This window comes from Sphingomonas sp. PWP1-2, from assembly GCF_049898305.1.
Taxonomy (GTDB): Bacteria; Pseudomonadota; Alphaproteobacteria; order Sphingomonadales; family Sphingomonadaceae; genus Sphingomonas; species Sphingomonas glacialis.
Window position 1 is genome coordinate 583,662 of the sequence record NZ_JAFCXM010000002.1, and the last position, 17,240, is coordinate 600,901.

20 protein-coding genes are annotated in these 17,240 nt (G+C 66.1%); 12 read left to right on the plus strand and 8 right to left on the minus strand.

Annotation, left to right across the window (positions count from 1 at the left end; translation table 11 throughout):
• The first annotated feature begins 55 nt into the window (after nt 1-55).
• From ACP7C5_RS07595 to eda, 8 genes are all read left to right on the plus strand, one after another.
• On the plus strand, nt 56-391 hold the full coding sequence (locus ACP7C5_RS07595) for a MarR family transcriptional regulator (RefSeq protein WP_029625324.1): 336 nt from the start codon (nt 56-58) through the stop codon (nt 389-391).
• Nucleotides 312-704, plus strand: coding sequence for an SH3 domain-containing protein (locus tag ACP7C5_RS07600; RefSeq protein WP_322163892.1), 393 nt, complete (start codon nt 312-314; stop codon nt 702-704). Before ACP7C5_RS07595 ends, ACP7C5_RS07600 begins: the two co-directional genes overlap by 80 nt.
• Nucleotides 701-1,630 carry an N-acetyl-gamma-glutamyl-phosphate reductase gene (gene argC / locus ACP7C5_RS07605; RefSeq protein WP_426263760.1) on the plus strand — a complete coding sequence of 310 codons (930 nt, stop codon included), beginning with the start codon at nt 701-703 and terminating at the stop codon, nt 1,628-1,630. The genes ACP7C5_RS07600 and argC overlap by 4 nt, the downstream gene beginning before the upstream one ends.
• A 71-nt stretch (nt 1,631-1,701) precedes the next feature.
• A complete protein-coding gene (gene zwf, locus ACP7C5_RS07610; protein ID WP_426263761.1) occupies nt 1,702-3,168 on the plus strand; it encodes a glucose-6-phosphate dehydrogenase in 1,467 nt (488 codons plus the stop codon).
• A gap of 176 nt (nt 3,169-3,344) precedes the next feature.
• A complete protein-coding gene (pgl, locus tag ACP7C5_RS07615; protein ID WP_426263762.1) occupies nt 3,345-4,061 on the plus strand; it encodes a 6-phosphogluconolactonase in 717 nt (238 codons plus the stop codon).
• Between the two features lie 28 nt (nt 4,062-4,089).
• A complete protein-coding gene (gene edd, locus ACP7C5_RS07620) occupies nt 4,090-5,910 on the plus strand; it encodes a phosphogluconate dehydratase (protein WP_426263763.1) in 1,821 nt (606 codons plus the stop codon).
• Nucleotides 5,911-5,973: 63 nt separating this feature from the next.
• Nucleotides 5,974-6,942 carry a glucokinase gene (glk, locus tag ACP7C5_RS07625; RefSeq protein ID WP_133188044.1) on the plus strand — a complete coding sequence of 323 codons (969 nt, stop codon included), beginning with the start codon at nt 5,974-5,976 and terminating at the stop codon, nt 6,940-6,942.
• Nucleotides 6,939-7,550 (plus strand): bifunctional 4-hydroxy-2-oxoglutarate aldolase/2-dehydro-3-deoxy-phosphogluconate aldolase, encoded by a 612-nt coding sequence (eda, locus tag ACP7C5_RS07630; RefSeq protein WP_426263764.1) that lies wholly within the window; start codon nt 6,939-6,941, stop codon nt 7,548-7,550. The genes glk and eda overlap by 4 nt, the downstream gene beginning before the upstream one ends.
• 152 nt (nt 7,551-7,702) lie before the next feature.
• Here the strand turns inward: eda and mltG are convergent, their stop codons facing one another.
• The 6 genes from mltG to fabD form a co-directional block, all read right to left on the minus strand.
• Entirely contained in the window at nt 7,703-8,668 is a 966-nt protein-coding gene (gene mltG / locus ACP7C5_RS07635; RefSeq protein WP_426263765.1) for an endolytic transglycosylase MltG, read from the minus strand.
• Between the two features lie 75 nt (nt 8,669-8,743).
• Nucleotides 8,744-10,003 (minus strand): beta-ketoacyl-ACP synthase II, encoded by a 1,260-nt coding sequence (gene fabF / locus ACP7C5_RS07640; protein ID WP_133188038.1) that lies wholly within the window; start codon nt 10,001-10,003, stop codon nt 8,744-8,746.
• Between the two features lie 123 nt (nt 10,004-10,126).
• A complete protein-coding gene (locus tag ACP7C5_RS07645) occupies nt 10,127-10,363 on the minus strand; it encodes an acyl carrier protein (RefSeq protein ID WP_010186338.1) in 237 nt (78 codons plus the stop codon).
• 94 nt (nt 10,364-10,457) lie between these two features.
• Nucleotides 10,458-11,198: a 3-oxoacyl-[acyl-carrier-protein] reductase gene (fabG, locus tag ACP7C5_RS07650; protein ID WP_426263766.1), complete on the minus strand. Its 741-nt coding sequence runs from the start codon at nt 11,196-11,198 to the stop codon at nt 10,458-10,460.
• A 22-nt stretch (nt 11,199-11,220) separates the two neighbouring features.
• The gene (locus tag ACP7C5_RS07655; protein WP_426263767.1) at nt 11,221-11,637 is read right to left on the minus strand and encodes a GxxExxY protein; all 417 of its coding nucleotides are present in this window, start codon (nt 11,635-11,637) and stop codon (nt 11,221-11,223) included.
• 42 nt (nt 11,638-11,679) lie between these two features.
• The gene (gene fabD / locus ACP7C5_RS07660) at nt 11,680-12,615 is read right to left on the minus strand and encodes an ACP S-malonyltransferase (protein WP_426263912.1); all 936 of its coding nucleotides are present in this window, start codon (nt 12,613-12,615) and stop codon (nt 11,680-11,682) included.
• Nucleotides 12,616-12,834: 219 nt separating this feature from the next.
• Here fabD and ACP7C5_RS07665 point away from each other — a divergent pair, with 219 nt between their 5' ends.
• The 4 genes from ACP7C5_RS07665 to rplI all read left to right on the plus strand — a co-directional run bounded on the left by ACP7C5_RS07665 (nt 12,835) and on the right by rplI (nt 14,664).
• Nucleotides 12,835-13,206 (plus strand): RcnB family protein, encoded by a 372-nt coding sequence (locus ACP7C5_RS07665; RefSeq protein ID WP_189674634.1) that lies wholly within the window; start codon nt 12,835-12,837, stop codon nt 13,204-13,206.
• A 172-nt stretch (nt 13,207-13,378) separates the two neighbouring features.
• Nucleotides 13,379-13,813 (plus strand): 30S ribosomal protein S6, encoded by a 435-nt coding sequence (rpsF, locus tag ACP7C5_RS07670; RefSeq protein ID WP_133188028.1) that lies wholly within the window; start codon nt 13,379-13,381, stop codon nt 13,811-13,813.
• 14 nt (nt 13,814-13,827) lie between these two features.
• Nucleotides 13,828-14,052, plus strand: a complete 225-nt coding sequence (rpsR, locus tag ACP7C5_RS07675; RefSeq protein ID WP_010186331.1) for a 30S ribosomal protein S18 — start codon at nt 13,828-13,830, stop codon at nt 14,050-14,052.
• Between the two features lie 12 nt (nt 14,053-14,064).
• Nucleotides 14,065-14,664 (plus strand): 50S ribosomal protein L9, encoded by a 600-nt coding sequence (gene rplI, locus ACP7C5_RS07680; RefSeq protein ID WP_426263768.1) that lies wholly within the window; start codon nt 14,065-14,067, stop codon nt 14,662-14,664.
• 274 nt (nt 14,665-14,938) lie between these two features.
• Here rplI and ACP7C5_RS07685 read toward each other — a convergent pair whose 3' ends face one another.
• Both ACP7C5_RS07685 and mutL read right to left on the minus strand, forming a co-directional pair.
• Entirely contained in the window at nt 14,939-15,319 is a 381-nt protein-coding gene (locus tag ACP7C5_RS07685; RefSeq protein WP_426263769.1) for a hypothetical protein, read from the minus strand.
• A 69-nt stretch (nt 15,320-15,388) separates the two neighbouring features.
• Nucleotides 15,389-17,224: a DNA mismatch repair endonuclease MutL gene (mutL, locus tag ACP7C5_RS07690; protein ID WP_426263770.1), complete on the minus strand. Its 1,836-nt coding sequence runs from the start codon at nt 17,222-17,224 to the stop codon at nt 15,389-15,391.
• Nucleotides 17,225-17,240 lie beyond the last annotated feature (16 nt).

Below are 17,240 nucleotides of genomic sequence, written 5' to 3' on the forward strand. Positions count from 1 at the left end.
TTATTTGCGGACACTAGCTGTGGCGATACAGACAGATCATGCGCTTGCCGACTGGATGCATACACTGGTCGATTATGTCCGGTCGGGTGAGCCTGATCTGACCAATCGCCAGATGGCACTTCTGCTGGTAGTGTATCTCAAACCAGGGCCGCATACGGTGCGCGGGCTGGCGGCGATGCTCAACGTCTCCAAACCCGTTGTCACGCGCGCCTTGAACAGGCTCGGTACCCTGGGCTATCTGCGCCGCCAACGGGACGACAATGACAAGCGCAACATCTTTGTTGCGCGTACGTCCGAGGGGGCAAGTTTTCTTGACGATTTCGGCCAATTTATCGGCGACACCACGCCCCAACCCGCACGACAGCGGATCGTCCGGCACGCCGCCGCGTAGAAGCTTTGCGCTCAGCGGGCAGTCGGTCGAGCTCGATCCGCGCACGCACGCCGTGCGCCGCGACCTCGCCGACATCCGCTTGGCCGATCGCGTCTTCGCGCCGCATTATGCTTCGTGCGTGCAACGCATCGTGATCAGCGCTACGGGCCTTCGCGAAGGCGCTGATCCGGAGTCTGCCGTGCTGACCGATCTCAAGACGGGCGATGTGTTCGAAGTGCTCGAATTCGTCAAAGGCCGCGCCTGGGGACTTGCGCCGGGCGCGGGACTCGTCGGCTATGTCGATGCCGACACGCTGTCCTGGCCTGCCGCATGAGCGTTTCGGTCTTCATCGACGGCGCCGCCGGCACCACCGGTCTCGAAATCCGCGAACGGCTGGCCGAACGCGATGACATCGCGATCGTGCTGCTCGACGAAGCGCGGCGCAAGGACCCGGTGGCGCGCGCCGAGGCGCTGAATGACAGCGACTTCGTGATCCTGTGCTTGCCCGACGACGCCGCGCGCGAGGCGGTTTCGCTCATCGCCAATAGCCGCACGCGCGTGATCGACGCCTCGACCGCGTTCCGCGTCGCCGGGGGCTGGACCTACGGCTTTGCCGAGGTCGAGCCCGGCCAGGCAAATGCAATCGCCGAGGCAAAACGCGTTTCCAATCCTGGCTGCTATCCGACGGGTTTTCTCGCGTTGCTGCGTCCGCTCGTTCGCGCCGGGCTGGTGCCGGTCGATTGGGGAATCACCGTCAACGCCGTGTCGGGCTATTCGGGCGGCGGCAAGGCGATGATCGCCGAATATCAGGGCGTGAACCCGCCCCCGGCCACGCGCGCCTATGCGCTTGGGCTTGCGCACAAGCATGTGCCCGAGATGCAGAAGCATGCCCGGCTCGAGCATCCGCCGATCTTCACCCCGTCGGTCGCCAACACCTATCGCGGGATGATCGTCGAGGTGCCGCTCGCACTGTACCGTTTCCCGCGCCGGCCGACCTTGCTCGCGTGCGAAACCGCGTTGCGCGAGGCCTATCCCGAGGGTGGGCTGATCCGAATCGCCGATGGCGATGCGTCCGCAGTGCAGATCGAGGATGACGCCGGCACCGATCGGCTGACGCTGCGCGTCTGCGGCAATGCCGAGACCGGGCAGGCACGGCTGATCGCGACGCTCGACAATCTCGGCAAGGGTGCGGCGGGCGCCGCCGTGCAGAATCTCAACATCATGGCCGGGCTCGATCCGCTCGCCGGCCTCACTGTGTAACGCAAGGTTTCAGCTTGGCGGGACGTCCGGCGTTCCCTAGGTGATGCCTTCCCCAGGAGCTCGAATTTCGCATGGCCAATCGCACGCCCGTCGGCAAACTCCTTCTGTTCGGCGCGACCGGCGACCTTGCGCAGCGCATGTTGTTGCCCTCGCTCTATGGCCTGCACGCCGACGGCCTCCTCCCCGAAGGGCTGACAATCACCGGCACTGCGCGCTCGGAGAATAGCGACGAGAGCTATCGCAAGTTCGCCAAGGAAGCGCTCGAGAAGTTCGTCCCCAAGGACCGGATGGACGCCAAGGCGATCAAGTCGTTCCTCGAGCGCGTCCAGTACCAGGCGCTCGATGCGACCGACATGGCGCATTACAAGGAGCTCGCCGCCAAGGTCGGCGACGTCGCCGGCGGTCTCGCGATCTTCCTGTCGACCGCGCCGTCCTTGTTCGAAGCGGTGATCCGCGGGCTCGACTCGGCGGGCCTCGCCGGCGAGACCGTCCGCATCGGGCTGGAAAAGCCGCTCGGCTACGACCTCGCGTCGAGCCGCGAGATCAACGATACCGTGGCGACCGCCTTCCCCGAAGAGCGGACCTTCCGGATCGATCACTATCTCGGCAAGGAGACGGTGCAGAACATCCTCGCCTTGCGCTTCGGCAATTCGTTCTTCGAGCCGGTGTGGAATGCGCGCGGCATCGACAACGTCCAGATCACGATCTCCGAGACGGTCGGGCTCGAGGAGCGTGCGGCTTATTACGACGGCGCGGGCGCACTGCGCGACATGGTCGCCAACCACATGCTGCAACTCCTTGCGCTGATCGCGATGGAGCCCCCTGCCCGCTTCGACGGCAATGCGATCCGCGACGAAAAGGCCAAGGTCTTCCGCTCGCTGCGCACGATCGAGCCGCAGGATGCGCCGCGCGACACCGTCACCGGCCAGTACGGCGCTGGCGCGAGCGGCGGTGAGATCGTCAAAGGGTATATCGACGAGCTCGAAAAGCCCTCGACGACCGAGACCTTCGTCGCGATCAAGGCGCATGTCGACAATTGGCGCTGGCAGGGCGTGCCCTTCTACCTGCGCACCGGCAAGCGCATGCCGACGCGGCGGAGCGAGATTGCGATCCAGTTCAAGCCCGTGCCGCATTCGATGTTCTCGAACCGTGGCGGGCTGCTCCAGCCCAACGTCTTGGTGATCCGGCTGCAGCCCGAGGAATATGTGCAGCTGCTGGTGATGGCGAAGGAGCCCGGGCTCGACCGCGACGGGATCCGTTTGCGCGAAGTGCCGCTCAACCTCAGCCTCGATGCCGAGTTCGCGGGCTCGCGCCGGCGAATCGCGTACGAGCGGCTGCTGCTCGACCTGATCGAGGGCGACCAGACGCTGTTCGTCCGCCGCGACGAGGTCGAGGCGCAATGGACCTGGATCGACGCGATCCGCGCCGGCTGGGTCGCCAACGACATGAAGCCCAAGAGCTATGCCTCGGGCAGCTGGGGCCCGAGCGCCGCGATCGCGCTGACCGAGCGCGATGGCGTGACCTGGCTCGACGAGTAGTTCGTTTTTAAAGCCCTCTCCCGCTTTCGCGGGAGAGGGTTGGGTGAGGGCCCTCTTCTTTTTCAACGATCGAAAAGAAGGCCCTCACCGACTTCGACTAGGCCGCGCCGAAGAGGCGCGACCAAGTCTACGTAGCCTCTCCCGCTCGCGGGAGAGGGCCATCAGGAAGAAGAGACATGAGCGACGAACACGAAATCGAATGGTGGGACTATGAAGACGCCGAGGAGATGGCCGCCGCCGTCGCCGGCGACATCGGCTTCATCATCGACAGCGCGATCGACGCGCGCGGCGCGGCCGTAATCGCGCTATCCGGCGGCAGGACGCCGATCCCGATCTACGCCAAGCTCGCCGCCGCCAAGCATGACTGGAAGCGCGTGACGATCGTCCCCGTCGACGAGCGCATCGTGCCGCTGGGCGATCCGCTGTCGAACGTCACGATGATCGCCAAGGCGTTCCTGCCCAAGGGCGCACGCGTCATGCCGATCGTCCCGACCGCGACCGCCGACTATAAAGCCGCCGGCCGCTCGGCCGATGCGCTGATGCAGGATCTGCACTGGCCGCTCGATTTGTGCCTGCTCGGCGTCGGAGCCGACGGCCACACCGCGTCGATTTTCCCCGGCCCGGATTATGACGAAGCGCTGTCGGGCCCGAACGAGCGCCGCGCGCTCGGCGTGATGCCCGATCCGCTGCCGAAGGAAGCCCCGGTCCCCCGCGTCACGCTCAGCCGCGCCGCGATCGTCTCGGCGCGCGCGTTGATCATCGCGGTGACGGGCGACGCCAAGAAGTCGGTGATCGAAGCCGCGATCAAGCAGGGTCCGTCGTCGAAATATCCGATCGGGAGAGTGCTTGCCGATGCCGAGCTGCCGGTGGATATTCACTGGGCCGCCGAATGATCTCCAACCCCTCCCCGGGAAGATTGTCGTGACCCTCAATTCCGAAATCGCGGCCGTCACAGACCGCATCATCACTCGCTCGAAGCCGACGCGCGACGCCTATCTCGCGCTGATCGGCCGGGCGCGCGACACGCATATCGAGCGGCCCGCAATGGGCTGCGCCAACGCCGCGCATGCCTATGCCGGCACCGAGGAGGATCGCCCCGCGCTCACTGCCGGCAAGGCGATGAACATCGGCATCGTCACTTCGTACAACGACATGCTCTCGGCGCACGCGCCGTATTATCGCTACCCCGAGCAGATGAAGGTCTGGGCGCGCGAGGCCGGCGCGACCGCGCAGGTCGCCGGCGGCGTGCCGGCGATGTGCGACGGCGTGACGCAAGGGTATGCCGGCATGGAGCTGTCGCTGTTCAGCCGCGACACGATCGCACTGTCGACCGCGATCGCGCTCAGCCACGGCATGTTCGAGGGCGCGGCGCTGCTCGGCATCTGCGACAAGATCGTGCCGGGCCTGCTGATGGGGGCTTTGCGCTTCGGGCATCTGCCGATGGTGCTGATCCCCGCCGGGCCGATGCCGTCGGGCCTTCCCAACAAGGCCAAGGTCGAAGTTCGCGAAGCCTATGCCGAGGGCAAGGTCGGCCGCGATGCGCTGCTCGAGGCCGAGATCGGCGCTTACCATTCGAAGGGCACCTGCACCTTCTTCGGCACCGCCAATTCGAACCAGATGATGATGGAGATGATGGGCCTGCACATGCCCGGCGCCGCCTTCATCAATCCCGGCACCAAGCTCCGCCAGGAGCTCACGCGCGCCGCAGTCCACCGCGTCACGCAGATCGGCTGGCACGGCGACAGCTATCGCCCGATCGGCCTGTGCGTCGATGAAAAGGCGATCGTCAACGCGGCGATTGGCCTGCTCGCGACCGGCGGCTCGACCAATCACCTGCTGCATCTACCCGCGATCGCGGCGTGCGCCGGGATCGTGATCGACTGGGAGGATTTCGATCGCCTGTCGAAGGCCGTCCCGCTCGTCGCACGCGTCTATCCCAATGGCGCGGCCGACGTGAACGGCTTCGAGGATGCCGGCGGCATGCCGTACGTCATCCGCGAACTCGCCGATGCCGGGCTGCTCCACCGCGACCTGATGACCGTCGCGGGCGCGGACATGACCGACTACGGCCGCAAGCCGCGGCTCGACGACGCTGGCACGCTCGCCTGGGTCGATCCCGGCCCGAGCGGCGACGAGACGATCGTGCGCACCCCCGCCGCGCCGTTCGCGCCCGAGGGCGGCTTCCGCATCCTCACCGGCAATCTCGGTCGCGCATGCATCAAGGTCTCGGCGGTCGAGCGCGATCGCTGGACGATCGAGGCGCCGGCAGCGGTGTTCCATGACCAGGCCGCGGTGCTCGCCGCGTTCCAGGCGGGCGAACTGACGCGCGACGTCGTCGTGGTGATGCGCTTCCAGGGCCCCCGCGCCAACGGCATGCCCGAGCTGCACAAGCTCACGCCCGCGCTCGGCGTGCTCCAGAACCGGGGTTACCGCGTCGCGCTCGTCACCGACGGCCGCATGTCGGGCGCGAGCGGCAAGGTGCCCGCGGCGATCCATTGCTCGCCTGAGGCATTGGGCGACGGCCCGCTGTCGCGCGTTCGCGACGGCGACATGATCCGGCTCGATGCCGAAGCGGGTGTGCTCGAGGCTTTGGTCGATCCGGTCGAGTGGGCCGCGCGCGTGCCCGCGACCGCGCCGCCCGAGGCCGACGGCATGGGCCGCGAGTTGTTCGGCCTGTTCCGCGCCAATGCGAACGAGGCCGAGCGCGGGGCGTCGCCGCTGCTAACAGGTATGGGCTGGTAATTGCCCCACGCGTTGCGGCCAACGCAGCGGCGCGCACGATGCGAGATATTGGAGGGGATTAGAATGGAAGTCGTTTCGGTCGATATCGGCGGCACGCACGCGCGCTTCGCGATTGCGGAGGTCGACACGGGCCGCGTCGTCACGCTCGGCGAGCCGGTCACGCTCAAGACCGCCGAATATGCCGGTTTCCAGACCGCGTGGGAGGCGTTCGGCCAGCAGATCGGCCGCCCGCTGCCGCGTGCAGCCGCGATCGCGGTCGCCTCGCCGATCAGCGGCGACGTGATCAAGCTGACCAACAACCCCTGGGTGATCCGCCCGCCGCTGATCAAGGAACGGCTCCACGTCGACGACTTCGTGCTGATCAACGATTTCGGCGCGGTCGGCCAGGCTGTCGCGCAAGTCGATCATGGCGATTTCCTGCATCTGTGCGGTCCCGACATACCCTTCCCCGAGCACGGCGTGATAACGGTCTGCGGACCCGGCACCGGGCTCGGCGTCGCGCAAGTGCTGCGCACGCCCGAGCGCTATCACGTGCTCGAAACCGAAGGCGGGCATATCGACTTCGCCCCGCTCGACGCGATCGAGGATGCGATGGTGAAGCGGCTGCGCACCGCCTATACGCGCGTCTCGGCCGAGCGCGTCGTCTCGGGCCCCGGCATCGTCGCGATCTACGAGACGCTCGCGCATATCGAGCATCGCTCGATCACGCGGCTCGACGACAAGGCGATCTGGAGTTCGGCGCTCGACGAAGGCGACAGCCTCGCGGTCGCGGCGCTCGATCGCTTCTGCATGGCGCTCGGTGCAGTCGCGGGCGATCTCGCGCTGGCGCATGGCTCGAACGCCGTCGTCATCGCGGGCGGGCTCGGGCTGCGGTTGAAGGACCATATCCGTAAATCGGGTTTTGCCGAGCGCTTCACCGCCAAGGGCCGCTTCCAGGGCCGCATGGCGGCGATCCCGGTCAAGCTCATCACCTATCCACAGCCCGGCCTGTTCGGCGCGGCTGCCGCCTTTGCCCAGGAGCATACGCTATGACGACCATCACCGACATCATGCGCACCAGCGCCGTCATCCCCGTGTTGGTGATCGACGATGCCGCGACCGCGCGCCCGCTTGCCGAGGCGCTCGTCGCCGGCGGTCTGAAGGTGCTCGAAGTCACGCTGCGGACCCCCGCCGCGCTCGAGGCGATCGCCGAGATGAAGAAGGTGCCGGGCGCGATCGTCGGTGCGGGCACCGTCGTCAATCCCGATCAGTTCAAGCAGGCGGTCGATGCCGGCGCCGAGTTCATCGTCTCGCCCGGCCTGACCGAGCGCCTCGCCAAGCCGATCATCGCGAGCGGCGTGCCGTTCCTGCCCGGCATCGCCAACGCCGCCGACATCATGACCGGGCTCGACCTCGGCCTCACCAACTTCAAGTTCTTCCCGGCTGAGGCGAATGGCGGGTTGAAGGCGCTCAAGGCGCTGGCCGCGCCCTTCTACCAGTGCAGCTTCTGCCCGACCGGCGGCATCACCGAAGCAAGCGCGCCCGAGTGGCTGAGCTTCAAGCCGGTGCTGTGCGTCGGCGGCAGCTGGGTGACGCCCAAGGGCGCGACGATGGGAGAAGTCGAGGCGATCGCGCGGGCTGCGAGCAGGTTGCGCGGGTAAGACCTCCCCGTCACCCCGGCCTTGTGCCGGGGTCCACCGCGATGCGCGAACTGCGCGTGCAGGATGTGCGGCCCGGTAGACCCCGGCACACGGCCGGGGTGACGCTCTGATTGGTCAGAGGGCGATCGTCGACAGGCTCGCGCCGCCCCCCCCTATATCCCGTGCGCCGCGCGATACGCGCGCCACTTCACGACATTGGCGTTATGCTGTTCGAGCGTGTCGGCAAACACATGCCCGCCCGACCCGTCCGCCACGAAATACAGCGCGTTCGACTTGGCGGGGTTGAGCACGGCGTCGATCGACGCGCGCCCGGGGTTGCAGATCGGCCCGACCGGCAGCCCGACCATCGCATAGGTGTTGTACGCGTTGACCGCATGCACTTCGGACAGCAGGATCTTGCGTCCGAGCGGACGCCCCTTGGTGATCGGATAGATGATCGTCGGGTCGGCCTGCAGCATCATCCCGCGCTTCAACCGGTTCGAATAGACCGCCGCAACCATCGCACGCTCGCTTGGCTTGCCGGTTTCCTTCTCGACGATCGACGCGAGGATCAGCGCCTCTTCGGGTGTGGTCACCGCGAGCCCCGGCGCGCGCTTCGCCCAGGCGGCGGCGAGGTAGCGTTTGCGCACGTTCTGCATCCGCTTGAGGATGAAGCTGCGCTCGTCGCCGCGCTGGAAGGCATAGCTGTCGGGCAGCACGCTACCCTCGGGCGGCACCTCGACGCTGCCTTTTAGCTCGGTCGCGCGGTCGAGGGCGTCCTTGACCATCACCGCGGGCCACCCCTCCGGGATCGTCACGAAACGCTGGATCGTCTTGGTGCCCTGCAACACCTTGAGGATATCGGCCTGGCTGAGATGCGCGGGAATGCGATATTCGCCCGCCTTGATCGGCGAGTCCGCCCCGAAGACCTTGGCGAACATGCGGAAACGGCTCGCCGACGCGATCGCGCCCGATTTCTCGAGCTCGACCGAGGCCGCTGCCAGACTGCTGCCCGGCGCGATCTGTACGCTGATCGGACGCGCGAGCGGCCCGCGGCCGCCCCACATCTGCACGACGATCAGCAACGCGGCGATCACCGCGAGGCCAATCAGCAGTCCCAGGCACCCGACCTTGCGCATGGCGCTATCCTTGCTTCGGGTAGAACCGCGCGCCGGCCGCCGCGCGCCGCGTTTGGGCGGACGCACGGCGCGCCGTCACATCGCGCGCAGGACGAGGCTGGCATTCGTCCCGCCGAAGCCGAACGAATTGTTGAGCACCGCCTTGACCGACCGCTTCTTGGCGACGTGCGGGACGAGGTCGACGCCCACGCAATTGTCGCTCGGATTGTCGAGGTTGAGCGTCGGCGGGACGATCTGGTCGCGCATCGCGAGGATGCAGAAGATGCTCTCGACTGCGCCCGCGCCGCCGAGCAGATGCCCGATCGCCGATTTGGTCGAGCTCATCGACATCGTCTTGATATTGTCGCCGAACAGCCGGCGCACCGCGTTCAGCTCGAGCTCGTCGCCGAGCGGGGTCGAGGTGCCGTGCGCGTTGATGTAATCGATGTCCGAGAGCTCGAGACCCGACTTGCGCATCGCCATTTCCATCGACCGGAACGCGCCCGAGCCTTCGGGATGCGGCGCGGTGACGTGATAGGCGTCACCCGACAGGCCATAGCCGATCACCTCGGCATAGATCTTCGCGCCGCGTGCCTTGGCATGCTCATATTCCTCGAGGCAGACGACGCCTGCGCCCTCGCCCATCACGAAGCCGTCGCGATCCTTGTCATACGGGCGGCTGCCCTTTTCGGGGGTTGCGTTGAAATTGGTCGAGAGCGCGCGTGCCTGCGAGAAGCCGGCGATGCCCAGCGGGCAGATCGCGCCCTCGGCGCCGCCTGCCAGCATCACGTCGGCATCGTCCATCGCGATCATCCGCGCGGCATCGCCGATCGAATGCGCGCCGGTCGAGCAGGCGGTGACGACGGCGTGGTTGGGGCCCATCAAGCCGTATTTGATCTGCACCTGGCCGGTGATGAGGTTGATGAGGCGACCATGGACGAAGTGCGGGCTGACGCGGCGCGGGCCCTTTTCGTGCAACACGATCGATTCGCTGGCGATTCCCGGCAGGCCGCCGATGCCCGCGCCGATCGAGCAGCCGGCGCGATATTTCTGCTCGAGCGTCATGTCGAGGAGGCCGGCATCCTCGAGCGCCTGGCCGGCGGCATCGATGCCGTAGATGATGAACGGGTCGACCTGGCGCTGGACCTTGTGGTCGACGCGCTTGTTGGGGTCGAAGCCGTAGGGATGGTCGGCGGGCTTGACCTCGCACGCGATCGTGCAGGCATAATCGGTCGCGTCGAAGCGCGTGATCGTCCCCGCGCCCGATTTCGCCGCGAGGATATTCGCCCAGGCGGTTTCGACATCGGCGCCGAGCGGCGTCACGAGCCCCAGTCCGGTTACGACAACACGCCGCATGGCCATCTCCGTGTAAATTCTTGATCTTCGTAAATGGGAACGGCCCCCCACCCCCGGTCATTGCCCTGGGACGGGGAGCCGTTCCTGTACATCAGCCGTGCGGCCGCGCTAAAAGCGCTAGGCTCAGCTCTTGTGCTCGTCGATGAAGGTGATCGCGTCCTTGACGGTCGTGATCTTCTCGGCGGCATCGTCGGGGATCTCGACTTCGAATTCTTCTTCGAAGGCCATGACGAGCTCGACGATGTCGAGGCTGTCCGCGCCCAGATCGTCGATGAAGCTCGCGTCTTCGGTCACCTTGTCGGCTTCAACGCCGAGATGCTCGACGACGATTTTCTTAACGCGGTCTGCGGTCTCGCTCATGTGTATCGTCCCTCTATCGATGGGGGTGTTGGAATTCCTGAACGCACGTAGAACGCGCGTCCGAGGCTTGCAAGTAGGGACACTCAGATCCCCTTTAGATCATGGCCATGCCGCCGTTGACGTGCAGCGTCTGTCCGGTGACATAGCCCGCCTCGCGGCTCGAGAGATAGACCACTGCCGCGCCGATGTCTGCCCCTGCGCCCATTTTTCCCATGGGAATGCGGGCGTTGAGCGCTTCTTTCTGGGCATCGGGCAGCGTTTCGGTCATCGGCGAGGCGATGAAACCGGGTGCGACGCAGTTGACGGTGATGCCGCGGCTGGCGAGCTCCTGCGCGAGCGCCTTCGACATTGCGGTGAGCGCGCCCTTCGACGCGGCGTAGTTCGCCTGGCCCGGATTTCCGGTCGTCCCGACGACCGAAGTGATCGACACGATTCGCCCGAAGCGCGCCTTCATCATCGGCCGCGCCGCCGCACGCGCGAGGCGGAAGGCGGCCTCGAGATTGACGCGGATCACCTGATCCCACTCGTCGTCCTTCATCCGCATCACGAGATTGTCGCGCGTGATGCCGCCATTGTTGACGAGGATGTCGAGCTTGCCGCCAAGCGCCTCGACCGCGGCGGGCACGAGCGCATCGACTGCGGCACCATCCGACAGATCGCACGGCAGCGCGACATGCTCGCCGCCGAGGCTGTCGCGAAACGCCTCGAGCTTGGCGACGTTGGAGCCCGAAACCGCAAGCCGCGCACCCTGCGCGGCCAGCGCCTGAGCGATCGCCGAGCCGATCCCGCCGGAGGCCCCGGTCACGAGCGCGGTCATGCCTGTTAGGTCGAACATTCTACTCTCCATCAGATTTGATTCACGCGGAGACGCGGAGACGCGGAGACGCGGAGGAGTGGTGATTATTCACGATCCGTCGCACTCCTTCCTTGAGCGTCGCGCCTCCGAAATTGATCAACAGCCCGACGGGCTGCCGTGTCAGTCGCAGGTAGGTTAAAAGTTGTTTGGCATGTGCGACATTGAGCCGCTCGACCGATTTTACTTCGACGAGGAGACGGTGATCGACGAGCAGGTCGATCCGAAACGCAGCGTCGAACCGCATGCCCTCAAATTCGATATCAACCGAGCGCTGACGCGCCACCTCATAGCCGAGCGCGGATAGCTTACCGGCCAACACCAGCTCATAGACGCTCTCCAGCAAGCCGGGCCCCAAATCGCGGTGCAAGCGCAACGCTACGTCGAGCACATCTCCGCTGATCTCGTCTATATCTCTCACTTCTTCTCCGCGTCTCCGCGTCTCCGCGTGAACAACCCCTTCTTAAAGCACCTTAACCAAAGCCTCGACATCGTCCATCGTCACCACGCTGACCGCCTCGACATCGCCCGCGATCCGCTTGACCATCGGCGTCAGCACCTTGCCGCCGAATTCGACGAAGCGCTCGACGCCTGCCGCCTGCAGCGCCAGCACCGATTCGCGCCAGCGCACCATGCCGGTCACCTGCTCGACCAACAGCCGGCGGATGGTGTCGGGGTCGCCGACCGCCGCCGCCGTGACATTGGCGAACAGCGGCACGAGCGGGGCATCGATCCGCGCTTCGGCGAGCGCCTTCTCCATCGCATCGCCGGCAGGCTGCATCAGCGGGCAGTGGAACGGCGCCGACACCGGCAGCAACACCGCGCGCTTTGCGCCCATTTCCTTGGCAAGCGCGATCGCACGCTCGATCGCGCCGCGATGCCCTGAGATCACCACCTGCGACGGATCATTGTCATTGGCGACGGTGCACACCTCGCCTTCGGCTGCCGCCTCGGCAATCGCGCGCGCCTTGTCGACGTCGGCGCCGAGCAGCGCCGCCATCGCGCCGACGCCAACGGGCACCGCCGCCTGCATCGCCTGGCCGCGCAGCTTGAGCAGCTTGGCAGTCGTCGCCAGGTCGATCGCGCCCGCTGCGCACAATGCGCTATATTCGCCGAGCGAATGGCCTGCGACATAATCGGCCTTGTCGGCAAGCCGCACGCCGCCCTCTTCTTCCAGCACGCGCAGTGTCGCGATGGCGTTGGCCATGATCGCGGGCTGGGCATTCTCGGTGAGCTGCAGCTGGTCTTCGGGACCATCGCACATCAACCGGAAGAGATGCTGACCGAGCGCATCGTCGACTTCCTGGAACACCGCACGCGCAACCGCACTGGCTTCGGCGAGAGCCTTGCCCATGCCGACCGACTGACTGCCCTGCCCCGGGAAGATAAACGCACGCATCATGATACTCCTTTGCCCCGGCGGTTAGGCGCTCGGCCAAACCCGCGTCAAGAACCGGGCGGGCAACATCCACGGCAGCGACCAAGCTGAACGGGACCGTTCCGGCCGGGACACTTTGCGACCATTTCGGGTTCTGGTCGTCACGGATGCGCGACAAACGCTTCCTAGATTGGGTTCGACGCCGGGAGTTAAGGCGCCGTCCGAAACAAGGAGTTCATCATGAACAAGTTCATTCTCGCAGCCCTCGCTGCATCGTCGATTCTGAGCCCGCTTGCCGCAACCGGCGCATCGGCCCAGCAGCGCGACGAGCGCCGCACCACGGTGATCCGTCAGCAGCCCAATGGCCGCACGGTCGTCACAGAGCGTCGCGTCGTCCGGCCGCAGCAAGCTCGTCGCTGGGCGCGCGGCCAGCGCTTCGATCGCCGCTATGCCAACAATTATCAGGAAATCCGCGATTGGCGCCAGTATCGCGGCCGTCGCCTCTACGCCCCGCCGCGCGGCTATCACTGGGTGCGCTCGGGGAACGACGCCGTCCTCGTCGCACTCAGCGGCGGCCTGATCGGCGCTGTGCTTGGCGGCGCGTTCAACTAAGACCCGCGAACCGGCGCGGGAGGCTTGCCTTCCGCGCCGATTTCGCTATGGCACACCGATCGGGGTGGAGAGCGCACGCTTTCCGCCCCGGTTGCTATTGAAGACGATAGCCGGAGGGGCGTCTCGCATGGTGCGGGCGTCAGCGATCGGCCAAGAATGAAAGACGAGACACATGGCTCTATACGAGCACGTGTTCCTTGCGCGCCAGGATCTGGCACAGGCGCAGGTGGACGCTCTGGCGGAAATCGCCACCAAGATTGTCAACGACAACGAAGGTCGGGTCGTCAAGACCGAGAATTGGGGTCTGCGCAGCCTCGCGTACAAGATCGCGAAGAACCGCAAAGCGCATTACGTCATGCTCGAGATCGATGCCCCGGGCAACGTGATCGCCGAGCTGGAGCGCCAGACGCAGATCAACGAAGACATCATCCGCTACATGACCGTCAAGATCGATGCCTCGGAAGAAGGCCCGAGCGTCATGATGCGCAAGTCGGACCGCGACCGTGAGCGTCGTGGCGACCGCGAAGGCGGCCGTGAAGGCCGTGGCGATCGTCCCGACCGTGGTGATCGTGAAGATCGCCCCCGCCGCAGCTTCGACGGCGAATAAGGGAGTTATAGACAATGGCACGCCCATTTTTCCGCCGCCGCAAGTCCTGCCCGTTCTCGGCCAAGGATGCCCCCCGGATCGACTATAAGGACGTCCGGTTGCTCCAGGGCTTCGTCTCCGAGCGTGGCAAGATCGTTCCCAGCCGCATCACTTCGGTGAGCGGCAAGAAGCAGCGTGAGCTCGCCCAGGCGATCAAGCGTTCGCGCCATCTGGGCCTGCTGCCCTACATCGTTAAGTAAGGGGCCCAACAGATGGATATCATCCTGCTGGAACGCGTCGAGAAGCTCGGCAACATCGGCGACGTCGTCAAGGTGAAGGACGGGTTCGCCCGCAACTTCCTGCTGCCGAACAAGAAGGCGCTCCGTTCGAACGAAGCCAACCGCAAGGTCTTCGAGAAGAACCGCGAGAAGATCGTGGCCGACAACGCCGTGAAGCGCACCGAGGCCGAGGTCGAAGCCAAGACGATCGACGGCATCACGCTGACGCTGATCCGTCAGTCGTCGAACACCGGTCAGCTCTACGGTTCGGTCGCGGTTCGCGATTTGATCGACGGGCTCGAGGCCGAAGGCCACAAGGTGCCGAAGTCGGCGATCGTGCTCAACAAGCCGATCAAGGCGATTGGCCTCTATGAGGTCAAGGTTTCGCTCCACCCGGAAGTGTCGGTGACGATCAAGGTCAATATCGCCCGTTCGCCCGAAGAGGCGAAGATGCAGGCCGATGGCGTCAACGTCATGGAAGCCATGTTCGAAAAGGACGAGGCCGGTTTCGTCGAGGATTACGATCCCAACGCCGAGCCTGGTGCGACCGCCGAAGTATCGAACACCTCGGACGAGGCGACCGCAGAAGCGTAAGCCTCCGCAGCGTCTGTCGACAAAAAAAGGACCGTCCGGAGCAATCCGGGCGGCCCTTTTCTTGGTCTCCGCCCCGGGGAGAGGGGGCTGGAGCGGAGCGGGTTTAGCCTGTCACCGCGCACGCGCCGACGAGCGCTGCGAACGGGATTAGGGCGAGGACAACCGGGAGAACTTTGGCCATTGGGCGAATCGCTTTGCTGAACTGTTTTGCAGGGGTTGCCCCTAGAATGCGCGACCCCGGCAAAGGTTCAGCTTTTGGAAAGCTTTCTTGCTTTCACCCTGGTGTCGAGGCGCCGCCGGGCTCGACGCCTGACAGCACCCAGCGCAACGCCTCGTCATAGGTCGAAGTGAAGCGGGTGAAGGGCTGCGAGAAGATCCGGCGGACCTGCAGCCGCGCGAGCATCGCGCCGGTGACGATCGCGATCGCGCGGACGCGCTGCATCTTCGTCAGATGTTCGCCCATCGCGGCGATCATCTGCTGCGACTGGATCGGACACTGCGCGATATCGAGGATCAGCGCATAGCTTGCGAGGCGCGCCTCCGTGATCTGCGCGATCAGCTCGGACACGAGCCGCGCGCTATCGGCGACATCGAGCATCGCGCGCATCTCGATCTTGACCAGCGCATGACCGCGATCGACCGTGATCTTGTACATCCTCGCCTCCGGGGCGAGCGGTAGCAGACCAAGCGTTGAAAAGCGGTTGATGCGCGGCGGGCGGACCCGCTATTTGCGTCCGAACAGCTTTTCGATATCGCCATGCGCGAGCTTCACCCACGTCGGCCGGCCGTGGTTGCACTGCCCAGAATGGGGGGTGACTTCCATTTCGCGGAGGAGCGCGTTCATCTCGGCAACCGACAGGATCCGCCCGGCGCGGACCGAGCCGTGGCACGCCATCGTCGCCGCGACATGGTCGAGCCGTTCGCGCAGCGACAGCGCCTCGTCGAACGCGGCGAGTTCGTCGGCGAGATCGGTGACGAGCCCGGTCACGTCGCTCTGCCCGAGCATTGCGGGCACGCCGCGCACCAGCATCGCGTGCGGGCCGAAGCGGTCGAGATCGAGGCCGAATTCGCTGAGCTCGGCCGCGCGCGCTTCGAGCCGATCGCAAGCCGGTTCGTCGAGTTCGATCACTTCGGGGAGGAGCAGCGCCTGGCTCGCGATGCCGCCCTGGGCCATCGCCTTGCGCATGCGTTCGAGCACGAGCCGTTCGTGCGCGGCGTGCTGATCGACGAGGATCAGCCCGTCTGGGCTTTCGGCGACGATATAGGTTTTCGCGACTTGGCCGCGGGCGACGCCGAGCGGGAAGTCGATCGTTTCGGGCGGGGGGGCATAAGCGGGTTCGGCGCGGGCCTGCGGCGGCGGGGTGAAGACGCTGCGGCGCTCGTTGAGCGCGTACGAACGCTGATCCAGTGAAAGCCCCTCCCCTTCAGGGGAGGGGTTGGGGGTGGGGACGGCTGACCAAAAAGCAGGCGCCTCGTCTTGTGGCACACGGCCCCACCCCAACCCCTCCCCTGAAGGGGAGGGGCTTTGCTCCTGCGTCCAGGCAGCTAGCGCGCTCTCGGGGGCCGACTGGCTGCGATGTCCCGCCTCGTCCAAGGCCCGCCGCAAGCCACTGACGATCAGTCCGCGCACCATCGCCGGATCGCGGAAGCGCACCTCGGTCTTCGCCGGATGGACGTTGACATCGACCGCGTCGGGCGGAACGTCGAGAAACAGCGCCACCACGGCGTGCCGGTCGCGCGGCATCATCTCGGCATACGCACCGCGGATCGCGCCGATCAGCAGCCGATCCTTCACCGGCCGCCCGTTGACGAACAGATATTGATGGTCCGCCACGCCGCGGTTGAAGGTCGGCAGCCCGGCGATCCCGCCCAGCCCGATCCCCTCGCGCACGAAATCGATCCCCACCCCATTGTCGACCAGCCCGCGATCGGTCAGCGCCGCCACGCGGTCGGGCAGCGTCTCGCCGCCGGTGACGCCGAGCGAGCGCCGCCCGTCATGCTCGACCGAGAAGCCGATATCGGGCCGCGCCATCGCCAGCCGCTTGACCACGTCGAGGCACGCGGCGAATTCGCTGCGCGGCGAGCGCAGGAACTTGCGCCGCGCCGGCACGCGCTCGAACAAGGCCTCGACGCGCACCCGCGTCCCCGGCGGAATCGCCGCCGGCCCTTCGGACACCACCACGCCATTATCGACCACCCGCGCCCAGCCCTCTTCACCGCGCACGCGGCTCTCAAGCGTCATCCGCGCGACGCTCGCGATCGAGGGCAACGCCTCGCCGCGAAAACCGAGCGTGCTGACGTTTTCGATTGCCTCGTCGGGAAGCTTCGAAGTGGCGTGCCGCTCGAGCGCGAGCGCCATGTCTTCGGGCGTCATGCCGCAGCCGTCGTCGGTTACCTCGACAAGGTCGGTTCCCCCGCCCGCCAGGCGCACAGCGATGCGCGTCGCACCGGCGTCGACCGCATTTTCGACCAGCTCCTTCAACGCGCTGGCGGGCCTTTCGACCACTTCACCGGCAGCGATACGATTGACGAGATGTTCGGGCAGGCGGCGTATTGACATGGTGCAGGCTCTAGCC